The organism is Spirabiliibacterium falconis (assembly GCF_014885015.1).
GTDB lineage: Bacteria > Pseudomonadota > Gammaproteobacteria > Enterobacterales > Pasteurellaceae > Spirabiliibacterium > Spirabiliibacterium falconis.
This window is the reverse complement of the sequence record NZ_JABMIJ010000006.1, coordinates 360,707-378,336: the sequence shown is the minus strand read 5'-3', so window position 1 is coordinate 378,336 and position 17,630 is coordinate 360,707. Positions and strand designations below refer to the sequence as shown.

Below are 17,630 nucleotides of genomic sequence, written 5' to 3'. Positions count from 1 at the left end.
CGATGGAGAAAGTGCGGTTGTATAGGAGTTTATATGGCAAGAGAATTTTCCCGCGCTCAGCGGGTCGCTCAAGAAATCAAAAAAGAAATTGCCGTCATTTTACAGCGTGAAGTAAAAGATCCTCGTATTGGCATGGTCACGGTTTCTGATGTGGAATTATCTCGTGACTTGGAGCATGCGAAAATTTTTGTCACGTTTTTGTTTGACCAAGATGAAAGTGCGGTGCAAAAAGGTATGCAAGGGCTGCATGAAGCCTCAGGTTATATCCGCACTTTGCTCGGCAAAGCGATGCGTTTGCGTGTTGTGCCTGAGTTGCGCTTTGAATATGACAACTCATTGGTTGAGGGCATGCGTATGTCAAACTTAGTGACGCAAGTTGTCAACGACGATAACGCGAAACACAAAAAAGACGACGAATAACGTGGCAAGACCAAAAAAGCGAGGGCGTGATATTGATGGCGTAGTGCTGCTGGATAAGCCCCAAGGCATGAGCTCTAATGATGTTTTGCAAAAAGTTAAACGCCTATTTCAAGCAAATAAAGCAGGGCATACAGGGGCGCTTGATCCGCTTGCCACAGGCATGTTGCCGATCTGTTTAGGAGAGGCAACTAAATTTAGCCAGTTTTTACTGGATGCAGATAAAACCTATCTTGTAACGGCTAAATTGGGGGAACGTACAGATACATCGGATGCTGATGGGCAGATTATAAGCCAGCGGGAGGTGAAGTGCGGTTTACGTGAGATTGAGCAAGCATTACCGCAATTTTGTGGCGATATTCTGCAAGTGCCGACCATGTTTTCAGCCTTGAAGCACAACGGTAAACCGCTATATGAATACGCACGTGCTGGTATCACAATTGAACGGGAAGCACGCCCAATTACGGTGTTTTCTCTCGAACTGATTTCATGCTGTGCACCATTTTTAACGCTTAACGTACACTGCTCAAAAGGCACATATATTCGTACATTAGTGGATGATCTCGGCGAAATGCTAGGTTGTGGTGCGCATGTGACGATGCTACGGCGTACTAGTGTGGCGAATTATCCTCAAGATAAAATGTTTACACTTACACAGCTACAACACTATGCTGAGCAGGATGTGAATGCACTTGATGATCTTTTATTATCCACTGATAGTGCAGTTAGCACGTTGCCGGCATTAGTTTTGGATGACATCCACACACAAAGAATATGCCAAGGGCAGCGTTTAAAATTAGCACTTGATATGGACGAACAACAAGTCCGCCTGTTTTCTCCACAACAGCAGTTTTTAGGTGTGGGGCGATTTGACGCACACCAAGTGCTACACCCTCAACGCTTGGTGACAATAAAATAAAAGTGCGGTTGACCGCACTTTTATGTTTTAACGTGTGCTGTGTTTCATAATCCGATCTTTGTCTCGCGCCCATTCACGATCTTTGATGCTATCACGCTTATCGTGCTGTTTTTTACCTTTGGCGAGCCCAATTTTCACTTTTGCCCACGCAGCTTTCCAATACAATGATAATGCGACGACAGTGAAACCATCACGACTGGTTTTGCCATACAGGCTATCAAGCTGGCGTTTATTGAGTAATAACTTACGCGTACGGGTAGGATCTGCCACAATATGGCTTGATGCGACATTCAATGGCGTGATTTGAGCACCAAAGAGATAGGCCTCTCCGTCTTTAAAAATGACATAGCTATCGGCAATATTGGCTTTACCCGCACGCAGGGATTTTACTTCCCAGCCTTGTAAAGACAGACCCGCCTCGATTTCATCTTCGATAAAATAATCATGGCGAGCACGTTTATTTAAGGCAATCGTGTTGGATGTTGGATGTATTTTCTTTTTAACCATAATATGTTTGAATTTTCGATAAAGTCTGATTGTAACAAGTTCAGCGTGCTTATAAAAGCCACGCATCAAAATTGTTAGCCATTATATACAATGTTTTGTTATGCTTACACTTTATAAGCATTGCAGTAAAAGATTAAGGATTGATATGTCCATTTCGCAACGATTGGTCAATGTAAGAGGCGAGCGTATCGCAGTGGTAAGTGGCTTGCGAACGCCGTTTTTGCGCCGTAATACAGGTTTTAAACACTGTTTTGCCCTTGATTTGGGGGTTATGGTGACCAATGAATTATTAAATCGATTACCGATTGAGCGTGAAAAAATTGATAAATTTATTTTTGGGCAAGTCATTCAGCAGCCTGATGTACCAAACCTTGCGCGTGAAATTGCGATCACCTTGAGTATGCCACAAGTTGAGGCTTATACCTTAACCAGCTCGTGTACGACAGGATTACAAGCTGTTGCGAATGTATGTAACGGGATCATTAGTGGCTCCATTTCTTGTGGCATTGCAGGCGGGGCTGATTCCATTTCCAATGCTGCGATTAGCTTAAAACCCAGCGTGACCAGACTGTTGGGTGATACGCTTAGAGCGCCTAGCTTTTCGCAGAAATGGCAAGTCTTAAAACGCTTATCGTGGCATGATTTTAAGCTGCAACAGATTAATTTGCGCGATCCGCTTACGCATTTTTCCCTCGGCGATATTTCTGAGCAAATGGCACAGAATTTTGCACTTTCGCGTGAAACATTAGATGCTTATACGGCACAATCGCATCAAAAAGCAGAGTTGGCATGGCAACAAGGATGGTTTGATGACGAGGTTATGTTAGCTTATCCAACACCATATACCCATTATGTGCGGCGTGATAATATGATCAGCGAACATATTAGCCCTGAGTATTACAGCACATTTAAGCCTATTCATGGCAGTGATCATCATCGTGTTACGCCATGGAGTGTGTCTGAGCCAGCTGATGGGGCTGCGGCAGTATTACTGATGCGTGAAGAAATGGTGGAGCAATATGCGTTAGTGCCGTTGGGGTATATTCGTAGCTTTGCGATAACCGGCAATGATGTATGGCAGAATATGTTACTAGGGGCGACCTACGCAAGTGCGAAAGCACTAGAGTGGGCGAACATGACACTGGCAGATATTGATTTAATTGAAATGCACGAGTCATCGGCGGCACAAGTGCTGGCAAATCTCCACTTATTTGAATCCCCTCAATTTGCACAAAAACACCTTCAGCGTGATGAGCCTCTTGGTGCAGTTGATACGACTAAACTTAACCCGCTGGGAGGCTCGTTAGCCTTTGGGTCACCACGTGCAATTACCAGCATGAGAACCCTCATTCAAGCACTGTATCATATGCAACGCCATGATCTTGAAACCGCACTTGTCGCTTCAAGTGGATTGGGTGGCTTAGGCGCAGCAATGGTGTTGGAGAGAGAGTAAGTATGGAGCACTCACAAATACAAAGTGCGGTTGACGCATTCGAACAACAACGTGACAGTCAGTTATTTAAACTGAGTTTCCGACCAGATGACATCGCGGTGATCACGTTCAATGTGCTTGAAAAACCCGTCAATTGGTTGGGGCAGAAATTGATACAACAGCTGGATGCGGCATTGGATCATATTCTCCACTGGCAAGCGAAGGGGGTTTTATTTCAATCAGGCAAACAGCACCATTTTGTGCAAGGTTTTCCGCTTTCTGAATTAGAGAATTGCGGCGAACATGATTTGATTAATTTTGCGAATCACTGTCAGCAATTAATGGACAAGATCGCCAACTTGAGTATTCCAACGGTCTGCGTGATTGAGGGGAACTGCTTCGGGCTTGGGCTTGAATTAGCACTTGCCTGTGATTACCGCATTGTTGGCAGCACACAACCGATATTTTTAGCTATGCCACAAGTGCGGTCGGGGATTTTGCCATTTGCTGGCGGTTGTTTGCGTTTGCCTCAGCAAATAGGATTAGCTCGAGCGTTGTATTTACTTCTCAATGGTGAAAAGTGTAGTGCAGAGCGTGCACTTGAGATTGGCTTGGTCGATGAAGTCGTCAATCCTGCCATTTTAACCGCCACAGCGTGCTACTATCTGCAATATCCACAACAAACGGCCAAAGTGCGGTTTCAGTTATGGCGAAAAATAGAACGCATAGGATTAATGCGTCAGCGTATTTTGAATCAAGCGGAACAGCAGTGCAAAACATGGGCATTTGAAAATTATCCTGCTATTAATGCACTGCTTGCCTTATTTCGCCAGCAACAAGAACACCATCAACATGCGGTTAGTGCACAGTTTGCACGTCTTTTTTTAGACAACAGCTCGAAAATGTTACGTCAAATTGAGCGAACGCATCGGCGTATGCGTCATCAGTATCTTGATTTGCAGCACAATGTTGCTCTCAATAAGGTTGCAGTATTGGGTAGCGGATTCATGGGGGCGGGCATTGCCTACATTACGGCAGCACGTGCCCATTTGCCAGTGAGAATTAGAGATATTAATCCTCACGGCGTACAAAAAGCGTTACGCTTGAGTTATTTATTACTGCAAAAAGAGGTGGAGCAAGGCTTTTTACCGTATGGAAAATTGCTCCAAAAAATGTATCTTATCAGCGGCGGTGACCGTTTTGTTGGCAAACCACAAGCGGATATTGTTATTGAGGCCGTGTATGAAGATCTGCAACTTAAACAACAACTCATTGCTGAAAGCGAAGCATATTATGCGCCAGATACCGTGTTTGCCAGTAACACCAATACCTTATCGATTACAGAAATTGCACAAAGTGCGGTACGCCCTGAAAATGTTATTGGTATTCACTACTTTACGCCTGTCAGTCAGCGTCGTGTGGTGGAGATTATCCCGCATGCCAAGTGTGCTCCTCAAACGATTGCGAAGGCTGTTGGACTGGTCATACAGCAGGGGCAAGCTCCGCTTTTAGTTAAAGATAGCACAGGGTTTTTCATCACACGCATTTTAAGTGCATTTTTACTAGAGGCGTATTATGTGTTGTTGGACGGTGAAGATATTCCCACCATTGAAAAAGCGTTACAAGAATTTGGCTTTAAAGTTGGCCCTTTTGCGATGCTTGATGAAATGGGGCTAGATATTTTTGTTAAGGCCTTGCCACAGCTTGAACGTAGCTTTGGCACACGCTTTGCTTTGCCGCCTAAAATAGATGACTTATTACGAAATGAACGCAAAGGACGTAAAAATCGTCGTGGTTTCTATCTGTATCACTCCCGAACAGGCGATCGCACGCAAGTTGATAAAAGTATTTATCAAGTGTTGGATCTGATTATTGAAAACAATTTAGAAAGTGAAGCTATTGTACGGCGTTGTATTTTAATGATGATTAATGAAGCGGCATATTGTGCCCAAGAAAGCGTGATTGCCAGTTTAGAAGAAGGTAACGTGGCGTCGGTGCTTGGTTTTTTCTTTCCTGAATTTCGAGGCGGTATTTATGCCTATATTGACACTGTAGGGGCAGATACCATTGTGGCAGAGCTGACGTTGTTGCGTGAAACGCTTGGCGAGCGTTTTACCCCTTGTGCGTGGTTGCAAGAAAAGGCCTTATCCCAACCCGAAGTAGGAGAACAGTAATGGCGAATGCAATGCGTTGGGATTGGTATGCTGTATTTTATGATCACATCATTTCTTTGGTAGCCCACCAGCGTAAACAGGTATTTGCAGCACTAGATTTCAGTGAGTGCCGCAAATTTTGGCTACCGGGCTGCGGCAATGGGCAAGATCTCGCATTTTTGCCAGCACAAAGTGCGGTTTATGCCAGTGACTTTTCTCATACGATGTTGTTAAAATGCCAGCAAAGGCAGCAAAAACTTGCTCAGCAAGGGCATAACCTGGATCTACATATTGAGCAGGTGAATGTGCTACATTCCCGTTTACCTGATCAATCGATGGATTGTGTGTTACTGCATTTGATTTTAGCCGTCGTGGATGACGAAACCGCACTTTTACAAGAAGCCGTGCGAGTGTTAAAAGAGGGCGGTATTTTATCTATTTGGGATAAAGCTGTGCTAATGGGAGAAAATATTGGCGTATTGCGTCGATGGCTGAATAAGCTGACAGCAGTACTTGGCACACGTATCACTTTACAAATTGATAACTTGCTCATCGCGCAACCATTGGCGATAATAACGCAACAAACATTTTTCGGCGGGCAGATGCAACACATTTGCTTGCGTAAAGTAACAAACAAGGATTAACTATGAACTCGGTGGCAATTGTTGGGCTTGGATGGCTTGGTTTTAGCTTAGCAAAACATTTGAAGCGTGTTGGTTGGGCAGTGAAAGGCACTAAGCGTACCCATGATGGTGAAGAGCGAATGCGCTTAAATGGGTTTGAGGCCTATCTGTTAGAGTTAACGCCTGAGATTAATGCCGATCCTGATGATTTGACCGCACTTTTCGATGTGGATAGCTTGATTATTAATATTCCGCCGAGTGAATATTTTTTCGATCTTAACAGCTATGTACAAGGGATAAAAAATTTAGTCAATGAGGCACTGAACAATGGTGTTGAGCATATTTTATTTATTAGCTCAAGTGCGGTATATCCGTTAGCAGAAGGCATTTTTACTGAAAATGATCGTCCTAATCCTAGCTCTGAGGTTGGCATTGCGTTGTTTGAAATAGAAAATTGGCTGCTGGCACAGCACGATATTGATTGTGATATTTTACGGTTAAGTGGCTTAATCGGAGCAGATCGTCACCCGATCAATACATTGGCTGGACGCAAAAACCTGCCAAATGGCAACCAGCCTGTCAATCTGGTGCATTTAACGGACTGCATTTTGGCAATCGAACTATTGTTAGAAACGCGTGCTTATAAACGGGTTTATAATCTTTGTGCCCCAAATCATCCAACGCGTGCAGACTATTATGTGGAAATGGCGAAGCAAAGTGGGCTTGATGTCCCTGAATTTGCGTATTCATCACACGACCCACAACGTATTATCTGCGGTGAGAAAATTTGTCGTGAGCTTGAATTTGATTATCGCTATCCAGATCCTTATCAAATGGTGCTGGAAGAGCAAACGCAATATTTTCATCAAGATTAAGGGCAGATATGTTATTAAGCGCAAATAACCGCACTTTAGATCTTAGCCAAGTGCAGATTATGGGGATTTTAAATGTTACCCCCGATTCATTTTCAGATAGTGGACAATTTTTACGCTTGGATGACGCCCTCTATCATGCAGAAGCAATGTTAACGCAGGGGGCGAGCATCATTGATATTGGGGGAGAGTCGACACGCCCTGGCGCGGCAGACGTTAGCGTGGATGAAGAGTTAGCCCGTGTTATCCCGCTGGTAGAAGCGGTAAGATCGCGCTTTGATTGTTGGATTTCAGTGGATACCTCCAAAGCACAAGTGATGCGAGAGGCGGCTAAGGCGGGCATGGACATCATCAACGATGTGCGAGCATTACAAGAAGACGGAGCATTGCAAAGTGCGGTTGCGCTAGATTTGCCTGTCTGTTTAATGCACATGCAGGGGCAACCTCGTACGATGCAGCAATGCCCGCACTATGATGATGTTGTGCAAGAGGTGTGTGAATACCTTGCACAACGAGCACAAATCTGCATAAATGCAGGGGTTAGGGCTGAACATATTATACTTGACCCCGGCTTTGGTTTTGGAAAAACTACAGAACACAATTATCAATTACTGCAACAGTTAGATAAATTGTGTAAGTTAGGGTATCCCATATTGGCGGGGCTTTCACGCAAGTCCATGATCGGTAATGTCTTAAAAAATGATGTTGATGATCGCGATCTTGGCAGTGCGGTGGCAACATTACTCACCGTGATGAAAGGAGCACGTATTTTGCGTGTGCACAATGTGAAAGCAATGGCGCAGGCACTTAAAATTTGGCAGGTAACGCAAAATCCTGCCTTGGTAAAATAAGTTAAGGAAAAACAATGGCAGAACGTAAATATTTCGGTACTGATGGTGTACGTGGCAAAGTAGGGACTTTTCCTATCACGCCTGAATTTGCTTTAAAACTTGGTTGGGCAGCAGGCAAAGTGCTTGCAAGTCAAGGCAGTAAAAAAGTGTTAATCGGAAAAGATACGCGTATCTCAGGTTATATGCTTGAATCCGCACTAGAAGCTGGGCTTGCGGCGGCAGGACTTTCTGCGGCATTTATTGGACCTATGCCGACGCCAGCGGTTGCATATTTAACTCGCACGTTTCGTGCTGAAGCGGGCATTGTTATTTCTGCCTCGCATAATCCTTATTGGGATAACGGTATTAAGTTTTTTTCGAGTCAAGGCACAAAATTACCTGATGACGTAGAGCTGGCAATTGAAGCAATGCTAGATGAGCCAATGGATTGCGTGGAGTCTGCGGAACTTGGGCGAGCGAGCCGTATTAGTGATGCGTCTGGGCGGTATATTGAATTTTGTAAAAGCACATTTCCAGCCCATGCCAGTTTAAATAACTTAAAAATTGTCGTTGATTGTGCTAATGGCGCAACCTATCACATTGCCCCAAATGTATTGCGTGAATTAGGGGCGGATGTGATTGAAATTGGGACAAAACCAAATGGGCTAAATATTAATGAAAAGTGCGGTGCGACAGACATTAAAGCCTTACAAGAAATTGTGGTGCAATCACGCGCTGATGTCGGCTTGGCGTATGATGGTGATGGTGACCGTTTAATTATGGTAGATCACCTTGGTAATAAAGTCGATGGGGATCAGATTTTATTTATTATTGCACGTGAAGCGTTGCGTGCGGGTAAATTACAAGGTGGCGTGGTTGGCACCTTGATGAGTAATATGGCACTAGAGCTTGCATTAAAACAGTTAATGATCCCCTTTGTGCGAGCGAAAGTTGGGGATCGTTATGTGCTTGAGCAAATGGAAGCGCATAACTGGAAATTTGGCGGTGAGAATTCTGGACATATTATCGTGTCTGATAAAAATACCACAGGTGATGGCATTATTGCCTCTCTAGAGGTGCTTGCAGCGATGGTGCAACAGAATGTCAGCCTCAATGAATTAGCAAGTGCGGTGCAACTCTTCCCGCAAGTATTAATTAATGTGCGTTTTGAAGGCGGTATGGATCCATTAGCAAGCGATGATGTGAAAGCCGTTGCCGCAGAGGTGGAAAAACAGCTTGCAGGAAAAGGGCGTATTTTACTGCGTAAATCAGGCACAGAGCCACTTATTCGTGTTATGGTTGAGTGCCAAGATGCTGAATTGGCTCAAAGTAGTGCTGAACGAATAGCAAGTGCGGTGAAAGCGGTTAAATAACAGGAGTGAGTATGCAATTAAATATGATGATGAAAAGTGCGGTATTTGCAGGTTTATTGGGCGTAAGCACCGTGACGTTAGCGCATGGCGCACTCTCGCAAGATATGCGGGAGATTATGCAAAGTACGCGCCAAGCCCTAAGAGCGGATAATGAGCAGGATTTTATCAAGGCAATGGAGAGTGTCATTGCAGCGGCACAACGCAGCAAGGATCAAACGCCACATCGCTTAGCGGATAACGCCCCAGATAGTGCAGAAATGCAAGATTATCAAAATGGAATGCAAGCATTTATTGAGGCAGCAGAGCAGGCAAAAGACGATGCGGTACAAGGTAAACTTGATGATGCAAAAGCGCATGTACAAACGCTTTATGACTTGCGTGATACGTATCACCCAAAATATAAATAACACAGTGATCATCTAGGAGTATTATGCAAAATCAACCCGTTGTTATTGAATTAACGCAACATAATTTTAATGACGTATTGCAATCAGCTCAGCAATCGCCAATGGTTGTCAATTTTTTCAGCCCCGCGAGTCCACAATCACTGGAATTTACCGCACTTTTAACACGTATTGCGGAAAAACATCACGGCGCATTTTTACTGTTAACGGTGAATTGTGAAAATGAGATGATGATCGCCCAGCAATTTCAAGTGCAAAGTGTGCCAACCACCTATTTATTCAAAGATGGCGCACCATTTGATGCGTTTACGGGGGCATTGAGTGAAGATGAACTCAATATGCGGCTAAGCGTATTATTGCCTAAAGAAGAAGAGATTAAATTTAATCTTGCATTGGATTTTTTACAGGCGGAAGATTACAACAGCGCCCTTCCTTTGCTTAAAGAAGCGTGGGAATTGTCAGATCAGAAAAACAGCGATATTGCATTGCTCTATGCAGAAACCTATATCGCAATGAAAAATGCACAAAGTGCACAACATATTTTAAATGAAATTCCATTACAAGACAGAGATAGTCGCTGGCAAGGTTTGCAAGCACAAATTGATCTGATGAATGAAGCAGCGAATACGCCTGAAATTCAGCAGTTACAAGAGGATTTCAAAAAATCTCCCCGCCCAGATATTGCGTTAAAGCTCGCTTTGCAGTTGCATCAAGCGGGTAAAAATGAAGAGGCATTACAATTATTACTGTCATTCTTAAAACAGGATTTAAACATAGAAAATGGCGAATTAAAAAAAGAGTATCTGGCAATTTTACAGGCACTCGGCACGGATCCACTTGCTAATCAATATCGTCGTTTTATCTATTCACTTCTCTATTAAAAGGATTTTTTATGAGCGTTAAACATTGCAAATTATTGATTTTAGGCTCAGGCCCTGCGGGTTATACCGCGGCTATTTATGCCGCTCGTGCAAACCTTAATCCAGTGTTGGTTACAGGCATGCAACAAGGTGGACAATTAACGACCACCAGCGAAATTGAGAACTGGCCAGGTGATTTTGGCGATACAACCGGTCCTGCTTTAATGCAACGTATGTTACAACATGCAGAAAAATTCAATACTGACATTGTATTTGATCACATCAACAAAGTGGATTTAAGTTCGCGTCCGTTCAAATTGTGGGGAGATAGTCACGCGTTTACTGCGGATGCCTTAATCATCGCAACGGGGGCTTCAGCGAAATATTTAGGGCTGGAGAGCGAAGAAAAATATAAAGGCAAGGGCGTTTCAGCCTGTGCGACCTGTGATGGCTTTTTCTATCGCAATAAACCCGTGGCAGTCATTGGTGGAGGAAATACCGCAGTGGAAGAGGCACTTTATCTTGCTAATATCGCAAGCGAAGTGCATTTGGTGCACCGTCGTGAAGCGTTTCGTGCGGAAAAGATTTTAATTGATCGCATGCAACAACGTGTAGCCGAAGGAAAAATCATATTGCACACTAACCGCACTTTAGCAGAGGTATTGGGGGATGATATGGGGGTAACAGGGGTAAGATTGCAAGATACGCAGTCTGAGAGTCAAGAAGATATTGCCTTAGATGGTGTGTTTGTTGCGATTGGACATGCGCCTAATACCGCACTTTTTGAAGGACAATTAACTCTCAATGGTGGTTATATTGTTGTCAATTCAGGGTTAAATGGCAATGCAACGGCAACATCTGTTGAAGGCGTTTTTGCTGCTGGTGATGTGATGGATCATATCTACCGTCAGGCGATCACGTCTGCTGGCACAGGCTGCATGGCAGCATTAGATGCTGAACGTTATTTAGACAATCAAACACAATAATGACGAATGTGCAAGGGTGAGCTTGCACTAGTTCAAGGACGAAGAATGGATAAAACACGTCAAAAGCAAGTTAATCGATGGTTACGGGCTCAACGTGCGATTATTAAACGCCCTTTATATTTAAACGTGCTGCTTGGTGGTATAAGTGCGGTTTTACTCGTGATACAAACATGGGGACTGGCATTTTTACTTGAGCAACTGATCATTAAACGTGCTTTGCCGAATGCATTTGTGAACTATTTTGTTGGACTGCTAGGCATTTTTATCCTGCGTGCAGGTATTTTGTATTGGCGTGAAAAAATTGGTTTTTCCAGTGGGCAACGCTTGCGTCATCATATTCGAAGCCAACTCTTTGATAAATTGGCAGAAATTGGTCCTGTTGCAATGAAACAACACCCCGCAGGAAGCTGGGCAACCATTGTGCTAGAGCAGGTGGAAAATTTGCATAATTTTTATGCACGTTATCTGCCACAACAATATTTGTCACTGTTAATTCCACTGATTATTGTGGCGGCAGTATTCCCAATTAACTGGGTAGCAGGTGCAATTTTGCTGATTACCGCACCACTTATTCCTATTTTTATGGCATTAGTAGGGCTTAAAGCGGCAGAAACTAGCCAAAAAAATATCACGGTGTTGCAGCGACTAAGCGGACGTTTTCTTGATAGGTTACGAGGGCTAGAAACGTTACGTTTATTTGACCAAACAGACTATGAAAAAACACAAATGGCACAGGCAGCAGATGAATTTCGCACAACTACAATGGATGTGTTGAAAGTGGCGTTTTTGTCCTCAGCGGTATTGGAATTTTTCACCTCTATTTCCATCGCGATGATGGCGGTTTATTTTGGTTTTAGCTATCTTGGGCAGATCGAATTTGGGCATCAAGGCGTGATGTTGACGTTATTTGTTGGCTTTTTCAGCCTAATTCTTGCACCTGAATTTTATCAACCTCTACGCGATCTCGGAACCTATTATCACGACCGTGCCGCGGCGATTGGTGCGGCGGATAGTATCGAAAAATTTCTCTCACAACAGGTGATCACCACGCAAAGTGCGGTTAAATCGGTTAACAGTTCTGCGCAAATTGACATCACTGCCTGTGATCTTGAAGTGCTTACGCCAGAAGGTAAACCACTTAGTGAGAATCTTAATTTTAGCCTAAAAAAAGGGCAGAGAGTGGCGTTGGTGGGGCAAAGTGGTGCAGGGAAAAGTTCGTTATTTAATGTGTTGCTCGGTTTCTTACCCTATCGTGGCAGTGTGCGTATTAATGGCGTTGAGCTACGGGAACTTGAGCTGACATCGTGGCGAGAGCATATTGCATGGGTTGGTCAAAATCCGTTGTTATTACCTGGCAGTATTCGTGAAAATGTAATGTTAGGCAACCCTGATGCCAGTGATGATATGCTATGGCATGCGCTTGAGCAAGCGGATGCAATGGCATTTGTTACGCAATTAGGGTTGGATTATGCTTTGCAAGAAGGTGGTGTTGGACTTTCAGGAGGGCAAATTCAACGTTTGGCCGTGGCTCGAGCGATTTTGCGTAAAAGTGCATTATTATTGCTCGATGAACCTACAGCTAGCTTAGATGCAAATAGTGAAAGTGCGGTGTTGGCATCATTGACGCAATTAAGCCGCAGCCAGACTACATTGATGATAACGCACCGTATAGAAGACTTACGTCAATGCGATCAAATTTTGGTGATGCGTCAAGGTAGGCTTGTGCAGCAAGGGCAATTTGAGGAACTGGCGCAGTCAGGCTATTTTGCACAACTCTTAAATGAACGGAAATATGCGATAAATTGAGAATATGATATGCGAGCTATTTTTCCTTTTTTAGCGTTATTTAAACATGCACTCGGGCGTTTGATTTTCGGGATTGTGCTTATGATCTTAGGCTTGAGTGCAAGTATTGGATTATTAACATTATCTGGCTGGTTTTTGGCGGCAGCAGCGTTGGCGGGCAGCCAAATTTTGTTTAACTTTTTCTATCCATCAGCGGGTGTGAGAGGGTTGGCTATTGGGCGTACAGCTATTCGCTATGCCGAGCGACTTGTTACTCACGATGCGACTTTTCGTGTGATTGCAAAATTGCGTATTGCGGTATTTGCCAAACTTATTCCACTTACACCAAGTGTACTCTCGCGTTTTCGTAACAGCGATTTACTCAATCGTTTAGTTGCTGATGTCGATACCCTTGATAATCTGTATTTACGCCTAACAGCCCCCTTTATCAGTGCCTTAGCGGTGATCTTATTTTTGTTTTTGGGCTTGAGTTTAATTGACCGCACGTTGGCATTGGTGTTAGTGGCATTTTTGTTAGTGCTAACATTCCTCGTTCCATTTATGTTCTATCAATTGGGCAAACGCTTTGGCGTGCTGTTAACGCTTGAACGGGCTGCATTTCGTGTACGTTTTATTGACTGGTTACAAAACCATGCTGAACTTTTGTTGTTTAATGTTGAAACCCAAGCCCGCCATGCATTGAGTAAAAAAGAGTTACATTGGCAACGTCTGCAAGGGCAAGAAGCCGCATTGACAGGGTTATCAAGTGCGGTTGTTTTATTGATCAATGGGGTGTTATTACTGACAATGTTGTATCTGGCAGGCAGTACACAGTTTGTACAACAACATGATTTTGTGTTGGCGAATATTGCCTTATTCACCTTTGCAGCCTTGGCATCGTTTGAAATCATTATGCCGCTAGGTGCGGCGTTTTTGCGTTTAGGGCAGGTAATCAGTTCTGCTCAGCGGATTAATGACATCACCGAGCAACAACCCTTGGTGCAATTCAATGGCACTCACACAACTGTTACACAAAGTGCGGTTGCACTTGCATTTGATAATGTGCATTTTCATTACCCAGATAGCACAATCCCAGTGTTGACTGATATTCATCTTGCCATCAACTCGGGTGAAAAAGTAGCCTTGTTGGGAAAAACGGGGAGTGGTAAATCATCATTATTGCAATTATTGGTGCGCAATTATGATCCTACTGCGGGGACTATTTCATTATATGGCGTGCCTATTGCCCACTATACGGAAAGCACACTGCGTAGCGAAATGTGTTTAATGACGCAACGTGTTTATATTTTTAGCGATACTCTGGCGAATAATTTACGTTTAGCCAATCGTAATGCCAGTGATGAGCAGCTATGTGAAACCTTAAGTGCGGTTGGACTTGGGCATTTACTTGAGCAAGACGGATTAGCCCAGTGGCTTGGCGATGGCGGGCGACCGCTTTCTGGTGGCGAGCAACGTCGTCTTGGTATTGCACGCGTGTTGTTAAGTCGTGCCGCTGTGGTGTTATTAGATGAACCTACGGAGGGGCTTGACCGAGAAACAGAGCGTGAGATTTTGAGCTTGATTTTACGGCATTGTCAGCATAAAACGTTAATTATGGTAACCCACCGATTAACCGCACTTGAGCAATTTGATCGCATTTGTATCATGGATCAAGCACACATTATGGAACAAGGCTCATTTAGCGAATTGGTTGGCGTTCAAGATAGCCTATTTAACCGCTTTATGCAGCGTATTGGTTAGGAGATGACATGATCGTTGACATTATTACACAAGACACGCCTACAACACTGGCACACATTGCACAATGTGTGCGTCAGTATTCTCTTTCTATCCAATCTATTGAACAAGTGCGAGATGAGCAGTTGCGTGTTCATTTGTCGGCGGATTGTACTAATGTTGACTGGCAGGTTGTACGCAATGCGTTAGCACATTTTGCCGACATTCAACATATCGACTTGGTTGAAACCCATAACGCCAGTGCAGAGCCTATGATTATCGCACAAAGTGCGGTTATGCAAGGATTACTGACGACATTGGAAACGTATGCGCAATCTGATGCCCCATTACTCATCCAAGGTGAAACAGGGACAGGCAAGGATCTGTTTGCGAAATGCTGTCATCAATTAAGCCCTCGTAAACGACATAAGTTTATCGCTGTTAATTGTGCGGGATTACCACCAGAAGATGCCGAACAGGAAATGTTTGGTCACGCCAGTGGCGAACGCACAAGCACGGGTTTTTTTGAGTACGCAAATCACGGAACCGTGTTGTTGGATTCAGTCAATGAACTTTCGCTTGGATTACAAGCCAAATTGCTGCGTTTTGTCAATGATGGCAGTTATCGCCGTGTTGGGGAAGAACGTGAGCATTATGCGGATGTGCGAGTGATTTGCACCTCACAAAAACCGTTGCAATACTATGTAGAAAAAGGCGAGTTGCGAGAAGATCTTTATCATCGCTTAAATGTGTTGGGCTTGGAAATTCCACCGCTTCGTCAACACATAGATGATATTGAGCCGTTAGTGAACTACTTCTTGCCTCAAATCAGCCAACAACTGGGTAAAGGAGACCTGCGTTATAACCGCACTTTTATCCAGCAACTTGAACGCCGTGAGTGGGCAGGCAATGTACGAGAGCTTTATAATACGCTTTATCGTTGCTGTGTGAATACGCCAGATGGCGAACAGCTACAGTTAACTGAGAATCAACCGCACTTTGCATCGGACAGCATCACAATCGAGCGTTTTGAGCAGATGTCGCTAGACGAGATTATTGGGCAATACGAATCACAAGTGCTGCGGACGTTTTACCAAGCCTATCCAAGCACTCGCAAACTGGCTACGCGACTTGGAACGTCACACACCACGATTGCGAACAAGCTAAAATTGTATGGAATTAAAAAATGAACATAAAAAAGCTGACTGACAGATCATCCCATGATGTTGCGTTGCTCGTTGCGTTGTGGGAACAGTCCGTTATAGCAACCCATCATTTTTTAGATACTAATGCCATTGCGGAGATAAAAAATCATGTGCCAACCGCACTTTTAGGTGTGGAGTGCCTTGCTGTGGCAATGGAAAACGAAAAAATGATCGGGTTTATTGGCATTAATGGAGATAAAATTGAGATGTTATTTGTTCACCCTGATTATTTTGGTAAAGGTTTTGGTAAAAATCTGATGGATTTTGCCTTGAAAAACGGTGTGAGTAATGTCGTGGTGAATGCACAAAATCCGAATGCGTTGGCATTTTATCAGAAAATGGGATTTCAGATTGAACGAACAAGCAAGGTTGATGAACAAGGTCAGCCCTATCCGATTATCTATCTCAAGAAAGCATAAAACGCCATAGCAATTCGTTTACTAATAGCCCAACGAAATAAAAACCGCACGTTAAAAGTGCGGTTTTATCTGTTGAGATGTGGCTATTTTTTCTTGGCATATTTCAAGGAGTCAATCGCCACGGCTAAGATAATGATTGAGCCTTTGATGATATATTGCCAATATGGGTTAACGCCGATGTAGGTTAAACCATAGTTGATAACGGTGAAAATCAGCACCCCTGTTACCACACCGATAACGGTACCCACACCACCAGCGAATGATACACCACCGACAACACAGGCGGCGATAGCATCTAATTCATACATAAAGCCGAGGTTGTTGGTAGCTGAGCCGATGCGTCCTGCTTCAAGCATACCGCCGAAGGCATAGAACATACCAGCAATCATATAAATTACAACGAGGTTGCGCGTTACATTGACACCAGACACGCGAGCGGCTTCAGGGTTGCCGCCAATGGCAAAGATATTCTTACCAAAGCGGGTTTTATTCCACATGATCCACACTAACACGGTGGCGATAATGGCGTAAATGGTAATATATGAGAGCCTAAAATGTCCAAATCGGAAGTAGCCTTGTGCAAACTCGGAGAAGCTGGCAGTAAAGCCTGCGATAGGTGATGAGCCGACCGCATCATAGTAAAGTGAATTGATTCCATAGACGATAATCATCGTACCTAAGGTTGCGATAAATGGTGTTACGTTTAGCACCGCAATGACAAAGCCATTAAGCAATCCGATCATTGCGCCGATTGCACAGACAGTGAGAATGACGACTGGGATTGGTATTTCGGGTAAATCTGGGAATACGCGGTTAACATTGGTGATAGCTTGCAACATGGTTGCAGAAACCACGGCGGCTAAACCTACTTGTCGCCCCGCAGATAAGTCAGTTCCCTGTGTAACTAAAAGCCCTGCTACACCAAGTGCAATAATTAGTCGTACAGAGGATTGTGTTAAGATATTACTAAAGTTGATTAAACTCAAAAAACTAGCGTCTTGGATAATAATAACTGCTAAGAGAATTAATAACACAAAATAAATCGCATTTTGTTTAAGAAAATCAAGCGACTTGTTTTTTCCTATTTCAGCCATTTTTGCGTTCCTTC

17 protein-coding genes are annotated in these 17,630 nt (G+C 43.8%); 15 read left to right on the top strand and 2 right to left on the bottom strand.

The window, feature by feature from the left end; genetic code table 11:
* Positions 1-33 precede the first annotated feature (33 nt).
* Together rbfA and truB are read left to right on the top strand one after the other, a co-directional pair.
* Positions 34-420: a 30S ribosome-binding factor RbfA gene (rbfA, locus tag HPC40_RS04405; protein ID WP_208118271.1), complete on the top strand. Its 387-nt coding sequence runs from the start codon at positions 34-36 to the stop codon at positions 418-420.
* Position 421: 1 nt separating this feature from the next.
* Positions 422-1,336 (top strand): tRNA pseudouridine(55) synthase TruB, encoded by a 915-nt coding sequence (gene truB, locus HPC40_RS04400; protein WP_208118270.1) that lies wholly within the window; start codon positions 422-424, stop codon positions 1,334-1,336.
* A gap of 27 nt (positions 1,337-1,363) precedes the next feature.
* On the opposite strand, the gene smpB is transcribed toward truB, so the two are convergent.
* Positions 1,364-1,843: an SsrA-binding protein SmpB gene (gene smpB / locus HPC40_RS04395; RefSeq protein WP_208118269.1), complete on the bottom strand. Its 480-nt coding sequence runs from the start codon at positions 1,841-1,843 to the stop codon at positions 1,364-1,366.
* A 145-nt stretch (positions 1,844-1,988) separates the two neighbouring features.
* Between smpB and HPC40_RS04390 the strand changes: the two genes are divergently transcribed.
* From HPC40_RS04390 to HPC40_RS04330, 13 genes are all read left to right on the top strand, one after another.
* Positions 1,989-3,296, top strand: a complete 1,308-nt coding sequence (locus HPC40_RS04390) for an acetyl-CoA C-acyltransferase (protein ID WP_208118268.1) — start codon at positions 1,989-1,991, stop codon at positions 3,294-3,296.
* A 2-nt stretch (positions 3,297-3,298) separates the two neighbouring features.
* The gene (locus HPC40_RS04385) at positions 3,299-5,449 is read left to right on the top strand and encodes a 3-hydroxyacyl-CoA dehydrogenase NAD-binding domain-containing protein (RefSeq protein ID WP_208118267.1); all 2,151 of its coding nucleotides are present in this window, start codon (positions 3,299-3,301) and stop codon (positions 5,447-5,449) included.
* Positions 5,449-6,072: a class I SAM-dependent methyltransferase gene (locus tag HPC40_RS04380; RefSeq protein WP_208118266.1), complete on the top strand. Its 624-nt coding sequence runs from the start codon at positions 5,449-5,451 to the stop codon at positions 6,070-6,072. Before HPC40_RS04385 ends, HPC40_RS04380 begins: the two co-directional genes overlap by 1 nt.
* Before the next feature lie 2 nt (positions 6,073-6,074).
* On the top strand, positions 6,075-6,926 hold the full coding sequence (locus HPC40_RS04375; protein ID WP_208118265.1) for an SDR family oxidoreductase: 852 nt from the start codon (positions 6,075-6,077) through the stop codon (positions 6,924-6,926).
* Between the two features lie 8 nt (positions 6,927-6,934).
* Positions 6,935-7,774, top strand: a complete 840-nt coding sequence (folP, locus tag HPC40_RS04370; RefSeq protein ID WP_208118264.1) for a dihydropteroate synthase — start codon at positions 6,935-6,937, stop codon at positions 7,772-7,774.
* Between the two features lie 14 nt (positions 7,775-7,788).
* Complete coding sequence (gene glmM / locus HPC40_RS04365) at positions 7,789-9,126, top strand: phosphoglucosamine mutase (protein WP_208118263.1); 1,338 nt, start codon at positions 7,789-7,791, stop codon at positions 9,124-9,126.
* A gap of 11 nt (positions 9,127-9,137) precedes the next feature.
* Positions 9,138-9,533, top strand: a complete 396-nt coding sequence (locus HPC40_RS04360; protein WP_208118262.1) for a cytochrome b562 — start codon at positions 9,138-9,140, stop codon at positions 9,531-9,533.
* 23 nt (positions 9,534-9,556) lie between these two features.
* Positions 9,557-10,411: a co-chaperone YbbN gene (locus HPC40_RS04355; protein ID WP_208118261.1), complete on the top strand. Its 855-nt coding sequence runs from the start codon at positions 9,557-9,559 to the stop codon at positions 10,409-10,411.
* 11 nt (positions 10,412-10,422) lie between these two features.
* A complete protein-coding gene (gene trxB, locus HPC40_RS04350; protein WP_208118260.1) occupies positions 10,423-11,376 on the top strand; it encodes a thioredoxin-disulfide reductase in 954 nt (317 codons plus the stop codon).
* Positions 11,377-11,421: 45 nt separating this feature from the next.
* A complete protein-coding gene (gene cydD, locus HPC40_RS04345; protein WP_208118259.1) occupies positions 11,422-13,182 on the top strand; it encodes a heme ABC transporter permease/ATP-binding protein CydD in 1,761 nt (586 codons plus the stop codon).
* A 9-nt stretch (positions 13,183-13,191) separates the two neighbouring features.
* Positions 13,192-14,922 carry a heme ABC transporter ATP-binding protein/permease CydC gene (gene cydC / locus HPC40_RS04340; protein ID WP_208118258.1) on the top strand — a complete coding sequence of 577 codons (1,731 nt, stop codon included), beginning with the start codon at positions 13,192-13,194 and terminating at the stop codon, positions 14,920-14,922.
* 248 nt (positions 14,923-15,170) lie between these two features.
* Positions 15,171-16,088, top strand: coding sequence for a sigma 54-interacting transcriptional regulator (locus tag HPC40_RS04335; protein WP_208118312.1), 918 nt, complete (start codon positions 15,171-15,173; stop codon positions 16,086-16,088).
* Positions 16,085-16,522, top strand: a complete 438-nt coding sequence (locus HPC40_RS04330; RefSeq protein WP_208118257.1) for a GNAT family N-acetyltransferase — start codon at positions 16,085-16,087, stop codon at positions 16,520-16,522. Before HPC40_RS04335 ends, HPC40_RS04330 begins: the two co-directional genes overlap by 4 nt.
* An 83-nt stretch (positions 16,523-16,605) precedes the next feature.
* Here the strand turns inward: HPC40_RS04330 and mglC are convergent, their stop codons facing one another.
* On the bottom strand, positions 16,606-17,616 hold the full coding sequence (gene mglC / locus HPC40_RS04325; RefSeq protein WP_208118256.1) for a galactose/methyl galactoside ABC transporter permease MglC: 1,011 nt from the start codon (positions 17,614-17,616) through the stop codon (positions 16,606-16,608).
* Positions 17,617-17,630: the final 14 nt, after the last annotated feature.

Excerpts from the sequence above, each read along its gene's own strand:
- folP (WP_208118264.1), top strand. The coding sequence starts at position 6,935 with ATGTTATTAAGCGCAAATAACCGCACTTTAGATCTTAGCCAAGTGCAG.
- HPC40_RS04330 (WP_208118257.1), top strand. The coding sequence starts at position 16,085 with ATGAACATAAAAAAGCTGACTGACAGATCATCCCATGATGTTGCGTTG.
- glmM (WP_208118263.1), top strand. The coding sequence starts at position 7,789 with ATGGCAGAACGTAAATATTTCGGTACTGATGGTGTACGTGGCAAAGTA.
- rbfA (WP_208118271.1), top strand. The coding sequence starts at position 34 with ATGGCAAGAGAATTTTCCCGCGCTCAGCGGGTCGCTCAAGAAATCAAA.
- smpB (WP_208118269.1), bottom strand. The coding sequence starts at position 1,843 with ATGGTTAAAAAGAAAATACATCCAACATCCAACACGATTGCCTTAAAT.
- HPC40_RS04360 (WP_208118262.1), top strand. The coding sequence starts at position 9,138 with ATGCAATTAAATATGATGATGAAAAGTGCGGTATTTGCAGGTTTATTG.
- HPC40_RS04390 (WP_208118268.1), top strand. The coding sequence starts at position 1,989 with ATGTCCATTTCGCAACGATTGGTCAATGTAAGAGGCGAGCGTATCGCA.
- HPC40_RS04375 (WP_208118265.1), top strand. The coding sequence starts at position 6,075 with ATGAACTCGGTGGCAATTGTTGGGCTTGGATGGCTTGGTTTTAGCTTA.
- HPC40_RS04385 (WP_208118267.1), top strand. The coding sequence starts at position 3,299 with ATGGAGCACTCACAAATACAAAGTGCGGTTGACGCATTCGAACAACAA.
- mglC (WP_208118256.1), bottom strand. The coding sequence starts at position 17,616 with ATGGCTGAAATAGGAAAAAACAAGTCGCTTGATTTTCTTAAACAAAAT.
- trxB (WP_208118260.1), top strand. The coding sequence starts at position 10,423 with ATGAGCGTTAAACATTGCAAATTATTGATTTTAGGCTCAGGCCCTGCG.
- HPC40_RS04380 (WP_208118266.1), top strand. The coding sequence starts at position 5,449 with ATGGCGAATGCAATGCGTTGGGATTGGTATGCTGTATTTTATGATCAC.
- cydC (WP_208118258.1), top strand. The coding sequence starts at position 13,192 with ATGCGAGCTATTTTTCCTTTTTTAGCGTTATTTAAACATGCACTCGGG.
- HPC40_RS04335 (WP_208118312.1), top strand. The coding sequence starts at position 15,171 with ATGATTATCGCACAAAGTGCGGTTATGCAAGGATTACTGACGACATTG.
- HPC40_RS04355 (WP_208118261.1), top strand. The coding sequence starts at position 9,557 with ATGCAAAATCAACCCGTTGTTATTGAATTAACGCAACATAATTTTAAT.
- cydD (WP_208118259.1), top strand. The coding sequence starts at position 11,422 with ATGGATAAAACACGTCAAAAGCAAGTTAATCGATGGTTACGGGCTCAA.